This is a genomic window from Actinokineospora auranticolor (assembly GCF_041897805.1).
Taxonomy (GTDB): Bacteria; Actinomycetota; Actinomycetes; order Mycobacteriales; family Pseudonocardiaceae; genus Actinokineospora; species Actinokineospora auranticolor.
Genome location: NZ_CP154825.1, coordinates 3,268,172 through 3,283,922, shown reverse-complemented (window position 1 = coordinate 3,283,922; position 15,751 = coordinate 3,268,172). Strand labels below are relative to the sequence as shown.

12 protein-coding genes and 3 tRNA genes are annotated in these 15,751 nt (G+C 71.2%); 8 read left to right on the top strand and 7 right to left on the bottom strand.

Annotation, left to right across the window (positions count from 1 at the left end):
- The first annotated feature begins 209 nt into the window (after positions 1-209).
- From V5P93_RS14965 to V5P93_RS14945, 5 genes are read left to right on the top strand one after another with little or no spacing between them, the layout of a single operon-like run.
- Positions 210-3,905 (top strand): nitrate reductase subunit alpha, encoded by a 3,696-nt coding sequence (locus tag V5P93_RS14965; RefSeq protein ID WP_181043261.1) that lies wholly within the window; start codon positions 210-212, stop codon positions 3,903-3,905.
- Positions 3,905-5,446 (top strand): nitrate reductase subunit beta, encoded by a 1,542-nt coding sequence (narH, locus tag V5P93_RS14960; RefSeq protein ID WP_104476101.1) that lies wholly within the window; start codon positions 3,905-3,907, stop codon positions 5,444-5,446. The genes V5P93_RS14965 and narH overlap by 1 nt, the downstream gene beginning before the upstream one ends.
- Before the next feature lie 3 nt (positions 5,447-5,449).
- The gene (gene narJ / locus V5P93_RS14955; RefSeq protein WP_181043260.1) at positions 5,450-6,037 is read left to right on the top strand and encodes a nitrate reductase molybdenum cofactor assembly chaperone; all 588 of its coding nucleotides are present in this window, start codon (positions 5,450-5,452) and stop codon (positions 6,035-6,037) included.
- On the top strand, positions 6,034-6,756 hold the full coding sequence (gene narI, locus V5P93_RS14950; protein ID WP_104476099.1) for a respiratory nitrate reductase subunit gamma: 723 nt from the start codon (positions 6,034-6,036) through the stop codon (positions 6,754-6,756). The genes narJ and narI overlap by 4 nt, the downstream gene beginning before the upstream one ends.
- On the top strand, positions 6,753-7,277 hold the full coding sequence (locus tag V5P93_RS14945) for an HPP family protein (RefSeq protein ID WP_104476097.1): 525 nt from the start codon (positions 6,753-6,755) through the stop codon (positions 7,275-7,277). The genes narI and V5P93_RS14945 overlap by 4 nt, the downstream gene beginning before the upstream one ends.
- 77 nt (positions 7,278-7,354) lie before the next feature.
- Here V5P93_RS14945 and V5P93_RS14940 read toward each other — a convergent pair whose 3' ends face one another.
- Both V5P93_RS14940 and V5P93_RS14935 read right to left on the bottom strand, forming a co-directional pair.
- Positions 7,355-7,729: a MerR family transcriptional regulator gene (locus V5P93_RS14940; protein WP_104476096.1), complete on the bottom strand. Its 375-nt coding sequence runs from the start codon at positions 7,727-7,729 to the stop codon at positions 7,355-7,357.
- 8 nt (positions 7,730-7,737) lie between these two features.
- Positions 7,738-8,730, bottom strand: a complete 993-nt coding sequence (locus V5P93_RS14935; protein WP_104476094.1) for an NADP-dependent oxidoreductase — start codon at positions 8,728-8,730, stop codon at positions 7,738-7,740.
- A 179-nt stretch (positions 8,731-8,909) separates the two neighbouring features.
- Between V5P93_RS14935 and V5P93_RS14930 the strand changes: the two genes are divergently transcribed.
- Positions 8,910-9,032 (top strand): hypothetical protein, encoded by a 123-nt coding sequence (locus V5P93_RS14930; RefSeq protein WP_374066184.1) that lies wholly within the window; start codon positions 8,910-8,912, stop codon positions 9,030-9,032.
- A gap of 147 nt (positions 9,033-9,179) precedes the next feature.
- Here V5P93_RS14930 and V5P93_RS14925 read toward each other — a convergent pair whose 3' ends face one another.
- Positions 9,180-10,790, bottom strand: a complete 1,611-nt coding sequence (locus tag V5P93_RS14925; protein ID WP_104476092.1) for a TROVE domain-containing protein — start codon at positions 10,788-10,790, stop codon at positions 9,180-9,182.
- Between the two features lie 472 nt (positions 10,791-11,262).
- Positions 11,263-11,335: transfer RNA gene (locus tag V5P93_RS14920), tRNA-Lys, on the bottom strand.
- A gap of 595 nt (positions 11,336-11,930) precedes the next feature.
- On the opposite strand from V5P93_RS14920, the gene V5P93_RS14915 reads away from it, so the two are divergent.
- Positions 11,931-13,199 carry an MFS transporter gene (locus tag V5P93_RS14915; RefSeq protein WP_104476091.1) on the top strand — a complete coding sequence of 423 codons (1,269 nt, stop codon included), beginning with the start codon at positions 11,931-11,933 and terminating at the stop codon, positions 13,197-13,199.
- On the opposite strand, the gene V5P93_RS14910 is transcribed toward V5P93_RS14915, so the two are convergent.
- Positions 13,129-13,650 (bottom strand): hypothetical protein, encoded by a 522-nt coding sequence (locus tag V5P93_RS14910; RefSeq protein ID WP_104476089.1) that lies wholly within the window; start codon positions 13,648-13,650, stop codon positions 13,129-13,131. The genes V5P93_RS14915 and V5P93_RS14910 overlap by 71 nt on opposite strands.
- Positions 13,651-13,739: 89 nt before the next feature.
- On the opposite strand from V5P93_RS14910, the gene lysS reads away from it, so the two are divergent.
- Positions 13,740-15,443 carry a lysine--tRNA ligase gene (lysS, locus tag V5P93_RS14905; protein WP_104476086.1) on the top strand — a complete coding sequence of 568 codons (1,704 nt, stop codon included), beginning with the start codon at positions 13,740-13,742 and terminating at the stop codon, positions 15,441-15,443.
- Between the two features lie 46 nt (positions 15,444-15,489).
- On the opposite strand, the gene V5P93_RS14900 is transcribed toward lysS, so the two are convergent.
- Positions 15,490-15,560: transfer RNA gene (locus tag V5P93_RS14900), tRNA-Gln, on the bottom strand.
- Positions 15,561-15,568: 8 nt separating this feature from the next.
- Positions 15,569-15,640: transfer RNA gene (locus V5P93_RS14895), tRNA-Arg, on the bottom strand.
- Between the last annotated feature and the right edge of the window lie 111 nt (positions 15,641-15,751).

Genomic DNA, 15,751 nt, shown 5'->3' with positions numbered 1-15,751 from the left:
ACAATCACCACTTCCCCGAATCGAGTGAACTTTTGGAGATCAGGCACAATCCTTGATCCCAAGCTCGCAGCCAACAGTCCAAAATGGACAAGTAAAGTGAATGGCAATGACGTGTCGTGGATCACATCGCCCTTGGATTGGCGTATTCTCGAAGAGTTCAATAGGTTCAACTCGCGCCATCGGATCTCGTTAGTCGGGGAGGAACACGTATGTGCGCGGCTTTTCCGGGCATTGCGGACATCGGGTCCGCGGGGGATCGAGCGAGCGATCTGCCGCTCGCCGCGGGCCGGTTCCTGACCTCCGCCGAGGTCTCGACCGACCTGCGCACCGCCTACCACCGCGGCGGTCGCGAAGGCGACGCGTTCTACCGCGACCGCTGGAGCCACGACAAGGTCGTGCCGTCCACGCACGGGGTCAACTGCACCGGGTCCTGCCGGTGGAAGGTCTACGTGAAGGACGGCATCATCACCTGGGAGACCCAGGACGTCGACTACCCCTCCACCGGACCGGACCGCCCCGAGTACGAGCCACGCGGTTGCCCGCGCGGCGCTTCGTTCTCCTGGTACTCCTATTCGCCGCTGCGCGTGCGCTACCCGTACGCGCGGGGTGTACTGGTGGAGATGTACCGCGAGGCCCGCCGGGCGCACGACGACGCGGTCGGCGCGTGGGCGTCTATTGTGGATGATCCGATGAAGCGCCGCGCGTACCACCGGGCCCGGGGCCGGGGCGGGTTGGTGCGGGTCACGTGGGACGAGGCGGTGGAGATGGTCGCCGCCGCGCACGTGCACACGCTGCGCCGCCACGGTCCCGACCGGATCGCCGGGTTCTCCCCGATCCCCGCCATGTCGATGGTGTCGCACGCGGTCGGTTCCCGGTTCATGGCGCTGATCGGCGCGCCCATGCTCTCGTTCTACGACTGGTACGCCGACCTCCCGCCCGCCTCGCCGCAGGTGTTCGGCGACCAGACCGACGTGCCGGAGTCCGCCGACTGGTGGGACGCGGCGTACCTGGTGCTGTGGGGTTCCAACGTCCCGGTGACCCGCACCCCGGACGCGCACTTCATGGCCGAGGCGCGCTACCGGGGCCAGAAGGTCGTGGTGTGCTCACCGGACTACTCGGACGCGACCAAGTTCGCCGACGAGTGGCTGGCACCGCACCCGGGCACCGACGCCGCCGTCGCCATCGCGATGGCGCACGTCGTGCTGCGGGAGTGCTTCGTCGACGACCAGGTCCCGTTCTTCACCGACTACGTCACCCGCTTCACCGACCTGCCCTTCCTGGTCTCCCTCGACGAGCGCGACGGCACCCTGGTCCCCGGCAAGTTCCTCACCGCCGCCGACCTCGGCGACACGTCCCCCGACGGGCCGTGGAAGCCGGTCCTGCTGGACAAGACCACCGACGAGCCCTTCGCCCCCAACGGCACCCTCGGCTTCCGCTGGACCGCCGAACCCGGCCGCTGGAACCTCGACCTGGAGGGCCGCGCGCCCCGCCTGACCCTCTACACCGGACAGTCCGAGACCGCCGAGGTCCTGCTCCCCCGCTTCGACAACCCCGAGGGCCGGGGCGACGCGGTGACCAGGGGCGTCCCCGTGCGGCGGATCGCCGGACGCGCGGTGACCACGGTGTTCGACCTGCTCCTGGCCCAGCGCGGCGTGTCCCGCCCCGGGCTGCCGGGCACCTGGGCCACCGGCTTCGACGACCCGGACTCCCCCGGCACCCCGGCCTGGGCGCAGCGGCTCACCGGCGTGGACGCGGGCCGGATCACCCGGATCGCCCGCGAGTTCGCCGACACCGCGGTCCGCTCGAAGGGCCGCTGCATGATCATCATGGGCGCGGGCACGAACCACTGGTTCCACTCCGACCTGGTCTACCGGGCCTTCCTGACCCTGCTGCTGCTCACCGGCTGCCAGGGCCGCAACGGCGGCGGTTGGGCGCACTACGTCGGCCAGGAGAAGGTCCGCCCGCTCACCGGCTGGGCCACCCTCGCGGGCGGCCTCGACTGGCAGCGGCCGCCGCGGCAGATGATCGGCACCGGCTACTGGTACACCCACACCGACCAGTGGCGCTACGACCGCCTCACCACCGACGCCCTGACCTGGCCGGGTTCGGCGGGCGCGCTGGCGGGCGACAGCGTCGCCGACTGCCTGGCCGACTCGGCGCGGCTGGGCTGGATGCCGTCGTACCCGACCTTCGACCGCAACCCGCTCGACCTGGCCGACGAGGCGGAACGGGCGGGCCGCGACCCGGTCGCGCACGTCCTCGACCAGGTCCGCTCCGGCGAGCTGGGGTTCGCCTGCGAGGACCCGGACGCGGAGGCGAACTGGCCGCGCGTGCTGACCGTGTGGCGGGCGAACCTCCTGGGTTCGTCGGCCAAGGGCAACGAGTACTTCCTGCGCCACCTGCTCGGCGCCGACGGGAACCCGCGCGCCGAGGAGACACCGCCCGAGCAGCGGCCGCGGCACGTGCGCTGGCGGGACGCGGCACCGGAGGGGAAGCTGGATCTCCTGCTGGCGCTGGACTTCCGGATGACCAGCACGACACTGTTCGCCGACGTGACGCTGCCCGCCGCGACCTGGTACGAGAAGCACGACCTGTCCAGCACGGACATGCACCCCTTCGTGCACTCGTTCAACGCGGCCGTGGACCCGCCCTGGCAGGCCCGCACCGACTTCGACGCCTTCCACGCCATCGCGCGCAAGCTCAGCGAGCTGGCGGAGACGCACCTGGGCACGCGGCGCGACGTCGTGGCGACCGCGCTGCAACACGACACCCCGGGCGAAATCGCGCAACCCGGCGGTGTGGTGCGGGATTGGCGGGACGGCGACTGCGAACCCGTTCCCGGGCGGACGTTCCCGGTGTTGACCGTCGTCGAGCGCGACCACACCGCCATCGCCGCGAAGCTGTCCACCCTCGGTCCGCTCGTCGACAAGCTCGGCGTCACGACCAAGGGGTGGACGGCGGAGGTGGCCCCGGAAGTGGCCTGGCTGGGTGAGTCCAACGGCGTCGCCCGCACCGGCCCGGCGGCGGGCCGCCCGCTGCTGGACACCGACCGCAAGGCCGCCGACGCCGTGCTGGCGCTGTCCGGCACCACGAACGGCCGGATCGCGGACGAGGGATTCCGGTGGCTGGAGGAGCGGGTCGGCAAGCCGCTGCGGCCGCTGGTCGAGCACCACCGCGCGCACCGGGTCACGTTCGCCGACACGCGTTCGCGGCCCGCGCCGGTGGTCACCAGCCCGGAGTGGTCCGGCGACGAGTCCGGCGGTCGCCGGTACGCGCCGTTCACCATCAACGTCGAACGCCTCAAACCGTGGCACACCCTCACCGGGCGCCAGCACTTCTACCTCGACCACGACTGGGTCGCCGAGATCGGCGAGCAGCTCCCCGTCTACCGGCCGCCGCTGGACCTGCACCGGCTCTTCGGCGAACCCCGGATCGGCCCCAACGGCCCGGAGGTCACCGTGCGGTACCTGACGCCGCACTCGAAGTGGTCCATCCACTCCGAGTACCAGGACAACCCGATCATGCAGACGCTGTCCCGTGGCGGCCCGGCGTTCTGGATCAGCCCGGCCGACGCGGCGGCGATCGGCGTGTCGGACAACGACTGGATCGAGGCCGTCAACCGCAACGGCGTGGTCGTGGCCCGCGCGATCGTGTCGCACAAGATGCCCACCGGCACCGTGTACCTCTACCACGCGCAGGAACGCACGGTGAACGTGCCGCGCAGCGAGACCACCGGCAAGCGCGGTGGCATCCACAACTCCCTGACCCGCTTGCAGATCAAGCCGACGCACCTGATCGGCGGCTACGGGCAGCTCAGCTTCGCGCTCAACTACTACGGCCCCACCGGCAACCAGCGCGACGAGGTCACGGTGCTGCGCCGCCGCTCGCAGGAGGTGGACTACTGATGCGCGTCATGGCGCAGCTGGCGATGGTCATGAACCTGGACAAGTGCATCGGCTGCCACACGTGCTCGGTCACGTGCAAGCAGACGTGGACCAACCGGGGCGGTGTGGAGTACGCCTGGTTCAACAACGTCGAGACCAAGCCGGGGCAGGGTTATCCGCGCCGGTACGAGGACCAGGACGAGTGGAAGGGCGGCTGGGCGCTCAAGCGCGGCCGGTTGAAACCGGCGGCCGGTGGTCGGCTCAAGAAGCTCCTGAACATCTTCGCCAACCCCGATCTGCCCGAATTGGACGATTACTACCAGCCGTGGACGTATGACTACCGGAACCTGACCGAGGCGCCGCTGGGCGACGACGTGCCGACCGCGCGGCCGGTGTCGGCGGTGACGGGCGCGCCGACGGAGGTCCGGTACGGGCCCAACTGGGAGGACAGCCTCGGCGGCGGTCCGGAGCACGCGGCGGGCGACCCGGTGGTGCGGAAACTGGGGCGTGAGGTCAAGTTCTCGTACGAGCAGTCGTTCATGTTCTACCTACCGCGCATCTGCGAGCACTGCCTGAACCCGTCCTGCGTGGCGTCGTGCCCGTCGGGCGCGATGTACAAGCGGTCCGAGGACGGGATCGTGCTGGTCGACCAGGACCAGTGCCGTGGTTGGCGGATGTGCGTTTCGGGGTGCCCGTACAAGAAGGTGTACTTCAACCACAAGACGGGCAAAGCGGAGAAGTGCACGTTCTGCTACCCGCGCCTCGAGGTCGGGGAGCCGACGGTGTGCGCGGAGACGTGCGTCGGGCGGCTGCGGTACATCGGGGTCATGCTCTACGACGCGGACCGGGTGACGGCGGCGGCGAGCACACCGGACGAACAGGGGCTTTACGAGGCGCAACTCGGCGTGTTCCTCGACCCGCACGACCCCGAGGTCGCCGCGGCGGCGGAGCGGGCGGGGATCCCGCACGACTGGATCACCGCGGCGCGGCGGTCACCGGTGTACGAGCTGATCATGCGGCACCGGGTGGCGCTGCCGCTGCACCCGGAGTACCGGACCATGCCGATGGTCTGGTACGTGCCACCGCTGTCGCCGGTCGTGGACGCCTTGTCCGGCACCGGTTTCGACGGCGAGGACGCCGGGAACCTGTTCGGGGCCATCGACACGCTGCGCATCCCCCTGGACTACCTGGCCGGGCTGTTCACGGCGGGCGACCAGGAACCCGTTCGGCTGGCGTTGCGGCGGTTGGCGGCGATGAGGTCGCACATGCGGTCGATCAACCTCGGCGAGCCCCACGACCCCCGGGGGCCGTCGCGGGTGGGGATGACAGCGGAGTCCATCGAGTCGATGTACCGGTTGCTGGCGGTCGCGAAGTACGCCGACCGGTACGTGATCCCGACCTCCGGGATCGGTCGCGCGCACGACCTGGAGGGGATCGCGACGACGTGCAGCCTCGACACCTACGGCGGCCCGGGCATGCTGGACGGCCGCACGGAGCTGTTCACCTGGCGGGACGACGAGCGGCCCTCGGGGCTGTTCCCGACGCTGCCGGGGAAGGGGTGACCCGTGGACCGGAAGACTCGGCTGCGGCACCGGTTGGCGTCGTGTTGCCTGCACTACCCCGATGACCTCATACCGCAGGTGCCGCTGCTGCGGCGATGTCTGGCGGAGGTGTCGGCGCCCGGGGTCGAGGCCGTTCTGGACTATGTGGACGGTATTTCGCCCGTAGCGGCGGCACGGCACTACGTGGAGGTGTTCGACACCAAGGCGAACCGGTGCCTGCACCTGACGTGGTACTCGGACGGCGACACCCGCAACCGCGGCGGTTCGCTGGCCGCGATCAAGGCGGAGTATCGGCAGCGGGGTTACGCGCTCGCGCCGGACGAGCTGCCGGACTACCTCCCGGTTCTGTTGGAGTTCGCCGCGTTGACCGGTTCGCAGCGGTTGCTGACCAGGTTCCGGCCGTCGGTGGCGATGCTGCACCGCAACCTCGTGGCACTGGGCACGCCGTACGCGGCCGTGGTCGCCGACGTGCTGCGCGACGTGCCGGAACGCGACGACGCCACCCCCGTCCCCCGAGCCGCGCCGGTGGAGCGGGTCGGCCTGGAACCCGTCCTGCTCGGCTACCCGACCTTCGCGGAGTCACACCGATGACCGGCGTGTTGCTGTGGGCGGTACTGCCCTACCTGACGATCGCGGTGTTCGCCCTCGGCCTCACCTGGCGCTTCCGCCACGACCGGTTCGGCTGGACGACCCGGAGTTCGCAGCTGCACGAGTCCCGGCTGCTGCGGATCGGGAGTCCGCTGTTCCACTTCGGACTGCTGTTCGTGATCGGCGGGCACGTGGCGGGCCTGCTGGTCCCGGCGTCGGTGACCCGGTGGTTGGGGGTGCCGGATGAGCTGTACCACCTGCTCTCCCTGACCGCGGGCACGGTCACGGGCGCGGCGACCATCGCCGGACTCGGCGTCCTGCTCTACCGCCGCCTGCGCACCCCGGCCGTCCGCCGCGCCACCACGTCGGACGACCGGGTGACCTACCTCGCCCTCGGCGGCACGTTGCTGCTGGGCATGTCCGCCACGGTCCTCACCAACGGCCTGGGCGGTGGCTACGACTACCGAGCGACGATTTCCCCGTGGTTCCGGGGAATCCTCTTCCTGCAACCGGACCCGTCCTTGATGGACGGTGTCCCGCTCCCGTATCGCCTGCACGCCCTGTTCGCCATGGCGCTGTTCATGCTGTGGCCGTTCAGCCGCCTGGTCCACGCCTTCAGCGCGCCCGTCCGCTACCTGGCGCGCCCGTACGTGGTCTACCGGTCGCGCGACGACCGGCGCTTGGCCGCCCGAGCGCCCCGCCGCGGCTGGGACGACGCGTGATCGCCCGCTGCGGGTTCGGCGCGCTGTTGGTCACCCTGGCGATCGCCGGGTTGGCGGTGGGTACCAGCGAACCCCTCTTGTTCCCGTCGCTGGGGCCTACCGCGTACCTGTTGTTCGCCACCCCCACCCACCCGGCGGCGAGCCCGCGCAATACGTTGGCGGGCCACCTCATCGGTGTGGCGGCAGGGGCGGCCGGTCTGACCGCGTTCGGCCTCTGGCACACCGAGGCCGCACTGTCCCACATGGACTGGGCGCGGGCGGGCGCGGCCACGATGGCGCTCACGCTGACCTGCGCGGGCATGGCGTTGTCGCGTCTACCCCACCCGCCTGCCGGGGCCACGACGCTGATCGTGGCGCTGGGGGTGCTGCACACGCCGAAGCAACTCGGGCTGATCCTGCTGGGTGTGGTGGTGCTGCTGGTGCTCGGCGCGGTGTTCAACCGGGCCGTGGGCGTGCGGTATCCCTTGTGGAAGGCGGAGACACCCGAGTCCCAGGAGGAGACGGCCCGGGTCGGGGCATAGCGGAGAGTCGCGCGTCCTGGGGTCGAACCAGGCGCCCGGGAGATATGAGCTCCCAGTGGCCACCGGGCCACGCGCGGTCAGGTCACCGGATCGGCGAGGTGGCCCATCAGGGCGGCGAACCGGTGACCGAGGGTGTCGGCGAGCCGGGTGCGGGTGGCCGTCAGCCGGGCGATGCGGTCGTCGAGGTCGGCCAGGCGGCCCGCGGTGACGGCGACGGCGGCCCCGCACTCCCGGGGGCCGTCGTCGATGAGTCGGACCAGGGCCTCGACGTCGGCGATCGTCAGGCCCGCGGCCAGGAGTTCGCGGATCGCGCCCAGGCGGCGCAGGTCGGCCTCGTCGTACTCGCGTTGACCGGACGGGGTCCGGCGGGCCGCCACCAGGCCGCGTTGCTCGTAGTAGCGCAGCGCGCGCGGTGTCAGGCCCGCGGCGGCGGCCGCGTCCCCGATGCGCATCCCTCGATTCACACCTCCACGACTACCGCACCGGTGTGGCGGCCTTCAAGCAGTTCCCACAGTGCGCGCGGTGCCTGGTCGAGGCCGGACAACCGGGTATGCGGGAACACGACCGTGCCCGCCCGCAGGGCGGCGGCGAACGCGGTGATGGCCTCGGCGCGGGCGTCGAGGTGGTCGGCGCCGGAGAAGCCGGTGAGGGTGATGCTCCGGAGGATCAGGCTGGCGGCGTCGATCCGCACCGGGGCGCTGAACCCGCCGCCCACCTGGGTGGACAGCGATCCGACGAGCGCGATCCGCGCGCCGCGCCGAGCGACCGCGAGTGCCGCGACCAGGTGCTCACCACCCACGTTGTCGATCACCGCGTCGACGCCTTCGGGCGCCTGTGCGCGCAATTGGGTCTCGATCGGTTCGGCGCCACGGAGTACCACGCCGTCGAACCCCAGCTCGTTGACCAGGTACCGCGCCTTGTGCGCGGACCCGGTGCTCCCGATGACCCGCCCCGCGCCGCGTACCCGGGCGAACTGCCCGGCCAGCGTGCCGACGCCACCCGCCGCACCCGTCACGAAAACGGTGTCGCCTTCCCGGACCCGCGCCGCGCGCTCGACGCTGAACCACGCCGTCGACACCTGCGACAGGTGCGCGGCCTCCGGCAACCCGGGCTCAACCACCCGGGCTTGATCTCGCGGCACGACCGCGTACTCACGCCACCCGAGGTTGTGGGCGACGAGGGTGCCGGGCTCGAACCCGTCCCCCTCAACGACCTCCCCCAACGCGGGCCCCCACAACACGGACCCCGGCGAGTAGCCCGGCATCGGCAACCCGACGTCCGGCCCCATCAGCGTCCGCATCGCCGCGGCAACCCCCATCAACCGATTCCGCACCAACAACTCCCCCACGCCGGGCGACGGCACCGGCACCTCGACCACCGCGAAGTGCTCGGGCCCGGGCACCCCCTGCGGCCTACCGACCAACCGCACCTCACGGTGCACGGCGACGCTCATGGCTTCCCCTTCCCGACCTCGACCCTCTCCAGCCCGGACGGTAAGCCTTGACGCACGCGTCAAGGGCAAGGGGAAGGTTGGTCGCGAATCCTGGGACCGGAACCAGTGCGTGGGTGACACGTAAGCAGCAGAAGAAGCCCGCGGGGAGCGTCGTCGTTCGAATCAAGGAGTTCACGCCGATGAACCCGCGGGGACCGCGAGAAATCGCCATACCGGTGTTCAACCGGGTCGACGTGTTCCTGGTGGAAGCGAAGTTGACGTCCATAGCCAAACGGGTTCTGCCGGTGTCGGCGCCGAACTGACGGCGGCCACGGGTTCGGTCAGCGGGAAACGTGGAGAACGAGGGTGTTGAACCCTCCACGGCGATCTTGCAAGGATCGCCTGCGCACCGGCGCGTCCCCCTCGGCCGTCCGCCGGGTGGTCATCCCGTTGCCGGGATGACCACCGCGTCAGAACGGCCAGCTCGCGTTGTGGCCTGCCTCCAGCAGCGGGACCATCGTGAAGGCTTGGTCGGTCAGGCCGCCGAAGGTGTGGCGGTTGGTGCCGCCGCTGGGGGTGTGGCCGTACTGGTAGCCCGCCAGGTTCCAGGTGTAGAGCGGGGTGTCGCGGGGCAGCGCCTTGTCGACGTCGCCCGCGCTTGCCTGCTCGTCGGTCAGGATGACGACCCGGTCGTGGGCGCGGTAGTTCGCGCGCACCGCGTCCGCGGTCTCCGTGCCGCCGCCGATGAAGTAGCCGTCGCTCCGCCAGCGGTCGACCGCGCGCAGCAGGGACTCGCCCTTGCGGGGCGGGAACACGCGGCTCGGCGGGCGGCCCTGCCAGTCGTCGGAGAAGGACACCACGTCGGCCGACGCGCACCGGCTCGCCAGCGCGATGCCGAACACCGCCGCCGCGTCCCACCTGGCGAGGGTGCCGTCCTTGCTGAACGGCACGTGCATGGAACCGGACGTGTCGACCAGCACCAGGGTCCGACCCGGCAGGGTCGGCACGTTCGCCAGCGAGTGGGTCAACGCCCGCTCCAGCGGCCACGCCCACCGCGCCGACGGCGCCGCCCGGTACGCGGACAGGTACCGCATCGGCAGCATCCTGGACCGCGCGACCTGCTCGGGGTCGGAGATCCGCTCGGCCACCCGCGCCGCGACCTCGTCGGACACGCCTGCCTCGTCGAAGTTGCGCAGGTTGCGCACCAGCGCCATCAGACCCATGGACCCGATGACGGCCTCCCACGCCGCCGCGTCCATCGGGCCCTGCAGCCAGCCCGCCAGTGCCTCCCAGGTCATGCCCGCCTCGGCGAGCAGGTCCGGGTTCTCCAGCACCTGTCGGCGCTCGTCGACCGGCAGCGCCAACAGCGCCTTGCGGCGGGTCAGCAGCGGCAGGGTCTCCGGCGGTGCCAGGCCCGGCTCGTAGCGCCGCTTGACGATGTGGCCGAACAGGTCGTGCTGCCACTGGCCGCGGATGCGCTGCGCGCTGCCCCTCCGGTCACCCGGGTGGGTCAGGTTCAGCACGTCCGCGAAGCGGTAGCCGCGGCCCTCGGAGTCCCACTTCACGTAGTTGAACTCGGTGCCCAGCCGCAGGACCGCGTCCGCCACACCGCGCTTGACCGGCATGGGCAGCGCCCGGCCGTACAGCGCGGTCCAGTACGCCAGCAGCTCACCCGGCTCGTCCGCGCGGCGCAGCACGGAGTCGATCACGGAGCGGTTGGTGACCGGGCCACCGCGCACGCCCGCGTCCAGCCGCGCCTTGACGAACTCCGCCGCGCCGACCAGGGACGCGGTGCGCATGTTCGCCTCGGTGCGCAGCCAGCGCAGGAACTGCGCGGTCCAGTCCGGATCGGACAGTGCCGCCGCCCGGACCAGGTTGGCGTAGCGGGTGTCGCGGCGGTCCGCGGACTCGTAGTAGGTGTGCTCACCGACCATGTTGGTGACGGCGAGCAGGAACAGCTCGGAACGGGTGTCGCGCACGTAGCCCGGGCCACCCTCGAAGGTGCGACCGGACGCGACCGCCTCACCGGTGACCGGGGAGGTCGGCGCCGGTCGCGCGCGTCGGAGGTTGAACTTGGGCATGGCTGTTCTCTTCGTGTCGGGGGAACCCGGTGGCCTGCTGTGGCCGGTCGTGACTCCCGAGGTGGTTGGCGCCGTACGGTTGGGCTTCTGTTCAGGAAGTAACCGTTCGGCTTCGCAGCGGGGTCACTCGGTGCTCCCGAGGTCGTTGGGTGCGCACGGCTGTGATCGATTTCCAAGCGAAGTAACCGTGGGCTTCGCAACGGGAGCGGGGGTAGTCGGTGCGCTCTGTCGAGGAAGTTGCCGTCTGGCGACGGTGCGCGCGCTTCGGAGGAGGCCCGAGATGGAGTCGGTGAAGGTTTAGCCGCTCTGGCCACTGAGCTACCGAGCCAGGTGGCGGCTCGGGCGGGATTCGAACCCGCGACCTGCCCATTTAAGTGATGGAGTAACCCTCGCCTGCGCAACGGGCCGCCTCCGAAGCAGTCCCCCACACCCCGTGGGGGGACATCGCACGGCCCCGGCGCACCGGGGCCAGTAGGTCGCCGGGGACTGAAACCCCGAACCCGTCGCTTAAGAGGCGACTGCTCTGACCATTGAGCTAGCGACCTGTGGCGGACACGGGTCACCCCGCGCCACGCCCCTGCTCGCGTCGACCGCCCGAACGACGACCGAGACGAGCGCATGGGAAATAGTCTGTGCTCCGCTATGCAGATTTCAATGAACACGCCGCACCTTTCCGAAAAAGGGCAGCGCCGAGCACCGGCGGAGGGAGTCGAACCCCCGGGACACGGGTTTGGAGTCCGTTCCGCTTCCCAAGCTCGCCGATTTGTGTTGACCGGGAAAACAAAAACCGCCCGACTCGGCTCTCCGAGGGGCGGCTCATCCGTCTCCTAGACGCTCATCGGCGTCAGGGCGGAGAGTCCGCGCAGGTCATGGCCTTGATCACGACCGCATGCCGGATCGAGGACCAGGCCATCGGGCACGTGCGGGAGTTCGCGACGGCGATAAACCGCCCCGCTTCTCCCCGCCACTTGCTCGCCATGACTCACTCCTCGTTCGGTTTGATGTGCTCATCATTGCCCACCCACCAACGGGCGTCAATCCTATTTACCGAAGATCTTCGATTCCGCGCGCGGACCCGGCAAAACCCCGGCGCGGGCGGGGCGGCAGGATCACCCGGTGCACACGAGCGCTGGGGGGCGGATGGGGCGGGAGTTCGGGTGGCTGTGGGCGGCGTTCACGGTCAGCGCGGTGGGGTCGACGGTGGCGTTGGACTCGATGGGGCTCATCGCGATCCTGGTGCTGGGCAGCGGGACCGTCGAGCTGGCGCTGCTGGCGGCCGCGGGCCGGGCGGTCGGGGCGCTGGTCGCCGTGCCGCTGGGGCCGTGGGTGGAGTTCCGGCGGAAGCGGCCGGTGATGGTGGCCATGGACCTGGCGCGGTTCGCGGCGGTGGCGTCGGTGCCCGCGGCGTACGCGCTGGGGTGGTTGACCTTCACTCAGCTCGTGGTGGTCGCGGTGGCGGTGGGCGCGGCGAACATCGTCTTCGGCGCGGCGAGCGGCGCCTGCCTCAAGGCGGTCGTGCGGCCGGAGCGCCTGCTGACCGCCAACCGCCGGTTCGAGGCGACGACCTGGACGACGACGGCGCTCGGGCCGCCGGTCGGCGGGGCGGCGATCGGGCTGTTCGGGCCGGTCGCCACCACGGTCGCCGACGCGGTCAGCTACCTGCTGTCCGCGCTGTGCGTCCGGGCCATGGGCCGTGCCGAGCCCACGCCGACGCCGCGCGCCGGTCGCCTCACCCTCGCCGAGATCGGGGTCGGGTGGCGGCACATCCTGCGGCACCCGTACCTGCGGCCGCTGTTCCTCAACATGACCCTGGTGAACGGCCTGATCATGGCCACGGCGCCGCTGTTCGCCACCCTGTTCCTGCGTGAACTGGGCTTCACGCCCGTGCACTACGGCCTCGCGCTCGGCCTCCCCTGCCTCGGCGGCCTCTTGGGCGCGCGCCTGGTGAAACCGCTGGTCGCGCGGTTCGGGGCGCACCGGGTGCTGCGGACGGCCGGGGTGCTGCGGGTCTGCTGGCCGGTCGGGCTGGCGTTCACCCCGCCGGGGACGGCCGGGTTGCTGCTGGTGCTCGGGCTGCAGTTCGGGCTGATCACGTGCATCTCGGTGTTCAACCCGCTGTGCGTCACCGTCCGGCTGGAGCAGACCGACACCGACCGGGTCGCCCGGGTCCTGTCCGCGTGGTCCATCTCCAGCGGCCTGGCGATCGCGGCGCTGACGGTGTGCTGGGGGCTGCTGGCGAGCCTGGTCGGCGTGCGGCAGGGGTTGTTCGCGGCGGGCGCGCTGATGTTCGCGACGGTGCCGCTGCTCCCCCGCCGGTCATCCCCGGCGGCACCGGGGCTCACCCGAACGGGTCAGGCCCCGGACCGGGCGACGCCCCCGCCCACGCCTCCTCGAACTCCTCGGCGCTGATCTCGTCCTCGACCAGGTCGGGGTCGTAGAGGTCCTGGCGGAAGTTGAAGGCCCAGTCGTCGGGCCCGGTCCGGTAGGACGCGCCGTCGGGGCGCCGTCCCACCTGCCGCAGGCGCCAACCGCCGCTGTCGACCTCCACGAGGTAGGTGCCGTCGTCTCCGCACTCCTCGTCGCGCTGGCTCAGGTAGACCCGCTCGCGGCCGAGGAGCGCGCCGAACTCGGGGCGGGCCCGCTGCCGGTCCCGCTGTTCCCGCAGCCGGGCCAGGGCGGGGACGGCGCCCACGTCGGCCAAGGCGATGGCCTCCGGCACATCGCCCGCGGGCGCGTCGGTGAGCACCTCGACCTCGGCGAGGGTCTGCGCGATCTGCTCCGGGGAGTCCGCGTGGATCCACCACGTCAGGTCGCTCATCCCGGCGTCGAGGCGCACCAGGAACGGCGGTCGTTCGGTCATGGGCCGCACTGTAAGGGGCGGTCGCGGCGGGCGAGGGTTGCTGCGGGACAATTGGTCCCACACCGCACGCATCTGGAGAGGCTTTTCCCGTGGCAGAGCGCCCTGAGGCCGACTGGGTCTCACGATTCGCAGACGAGGTCATCGCCGAGGCCGAACGGCGGGCGCCCGGCAAGCCGATCGTGTGCGCGTCCGGGTTGAGCCCGTCCGGGCCGGTGCACCTGGGGAACCTGCGGGAGGTGCTGACCCCGCACCTGGTGGCCGACGAGATCCGGCGCCGCGGGCTGGACTGCGTGCACGTGCTGTCCTGGGACGACTACGACCGGTTCCGCAAGGTGCCCGCCGGGGTCGACGAGGCGTGGAACGAGCACATCGGCAAGCCGCTGACGTCGGTGCCCGCGCCGCCGGGGAGCGCGTACCCGAACTGGGCCGAGCACTACAAGGCGCCGATGGTGGCGGCGCTGGCCGAGTTGGGGGTCGAGTACCGGCCGATCAGCCAGACCGAGCAGTACACCTCGGGCGCGTACGTCGAGCAGACGCTGCTGGCGATGCGGGAGCGCGGGAAGATCGACGCCATCCTCGACCGGTACCGCACCAAGGGCCGGGGCAAGGCGCCCGCCGAGGACGCCGACGAGGCGGAGAAGTCGGCGGTGGAGGGTTCCGGCGCGGCGGGCGAGGACGACGGCGCGGGGTCGAGCGGCTACTTCCCGTACAAGCCGTACTGCTCGGTGTGCGACCGCGACCTCACGACGGTCACCGCGTACGACGACGACTCCACCGAGCTGGCCTACACCTGCGCGTGCGGCCACGGCGAGACCGTCGTGCTGCGCGAGCACCGGCGGGGCAAGCTGGTGTGGAAGGTCGACTGGCCGATGCGGTGGGCGCACGAGGGCGTGGTGTTCGAGCCGTCCGGTGTGGACCACTCGTCGCCGGGGTCTTCGTTCGTGGTCGGCGGGCAGATCGTGGCGGAGGTGTTCGGCGCGGCCCAGCCGATCGGCCCGATGTACGCCTTCGTCGGGATCAGCGGCATGGCGAAGATGAGCAGCTCCAAGGGCGGCGTGCCGACCCCGGCGGACGCGCTGGCCATCATGGAGGCCCCGCTGGTGCGCTGGCTCTACGCCCGGCGCAAGCCGAACCAGTCCTTCAAGATCGCCTTCGACCAGGAGATCCACCGCCTCTACGACGAGTGGGACACGTTGCGCCGCAAGGTGGCCGACGGCACCGCGCAGGCCGGTGAGCTGGCCGCGCACGACCGCTCGGTGCGCACCGCGGCCGGCCCGCTGCCGCAGACCCCGCGCCCGCTGCCGTACCGCACCTTGGCGTCCATTGTGGACGTCACCACCGGCGACCCGACCCAGACCCTGCGCATCGCGCGGGACCTGGAGCCGGAGAACCCGTTGTCCGGTCTGGAGGAGTTGCGGCCCCGGCTGGACCGCGCGCAGACCTGGGTGGAGACCAGGATGCCCGCCGAGCAGCGCACCCACGTCCGCACCGAACCGGACGCGGACCTGCTGGGCGGCCTGGACAACACGCAGCGCGAGTCGCTGCGCGTCCTGTTGGACGGCCTGGACGAGCACTGGTCCCTCGCGGGCCTGACGACCCTGGTCTACGGCGTGCCGAAGCTCCAGGCCGGCCTCACCTTCGACGCCGCGCCGACCGCGGAGCTGAAGACTGCCCAGCGCGCGTTCTTCGTGCTGCTGTACCGGCTCCTGGTCAGCAGTGACACCGGCCCGCGCCTGCCCACCCTGCTCCTGGCCGTCGGCGCGGACCGCATCCGCGCCCTGCTGGGCGCCTGACCCGCCGAGGGGGCTCACCGCCATCCGCGGTGAGCCCCCTCGCGCGCTCCCGGTCCAGGGTTCGAACCTGGGCGAGCGGAGCCAAAATCCGCCGTGCTGCCACTACACCAACCGGGAATGGGACGTACCCCTGCCAGGACTCGAACCTGGGCCTCCGCGTTCGTAGCGCGGCACTCTATCCACTGAGCTACAAGGGCAAAATGAGACGCCGATCAGAAAATCGGCAGCCCAAAGGAAAAACCGCCCGGGTCGGTTTCCCGACGGGCGGCTCCACACCGGACGCGACTCACGTCACGGGAGGAAGCCAC

Bases quoted from the DNA above. Each gene is read 5' to 3' on its own strand.
- V5P93_RS14965 (WP_181043261.1), top strand. From the start codon at position 210: ATGTGCGCGGCTTTTCCGGGCATTGCGGACATCGGGTCCGCGGGGGAT.
- narH (WP_104476101.1), top strand. From the start codon at position 3,905: ATGCGCGTCATGGCGCAGCTGGCGATGGTCATGAACCTGGACAAGTGC.
- narI (WP_104476099.1), top strand. From the start codon at position 6,034: ATGACCGGCGTGTTGCTGTGGGCGGTACTGCCCTACCTGACGATCGCG.
- V5P93_RS14940 (WP_104476096.1), bottom strand. From the start codon at position 7,729: ATGCGCATCGGGGACGCGGCCGCCGCCGCGGGCCTGACACCGCGCGCG.
- V5P93_RS14935 (WP_104476094.1), bottom strand. From the start codon at position 8,730: ATGAGCGTCGCCGTGCACCGTGAGGTGCGGTTGGTCGGTAGGCCGCAG.
- V5P93_RS14930 (WP_374066184.1), top strand. From the start codon at position 8,910: ATGAACCCGCGGGGACCGCGAGAAATCGCCATACCGGTGTTCAACCGG.
- V5P93_RS14925 (WP_104476092.1), bottom strand. From the start codon at position 10,790: ATGCCCAAGTTCAACCTCCGACGCGCGCGACCGGCGCCGACCTCCCCG.
- V5P93_RS14915 (WP_104476091.1), top strand. From the start codon at position 11,931: ATGGGGCGGGAGTTCGGGTGGCTGTGGGCGGCGTTCACGGTCAGCGCG.
- V5P93_RS14910 (WP_104476089.1), bottom strand. From the start codon at position 13,650: ATGACCGAACGACCGCCGTTCCTGGTGCGCCTCGACGCCGGGATGAGC.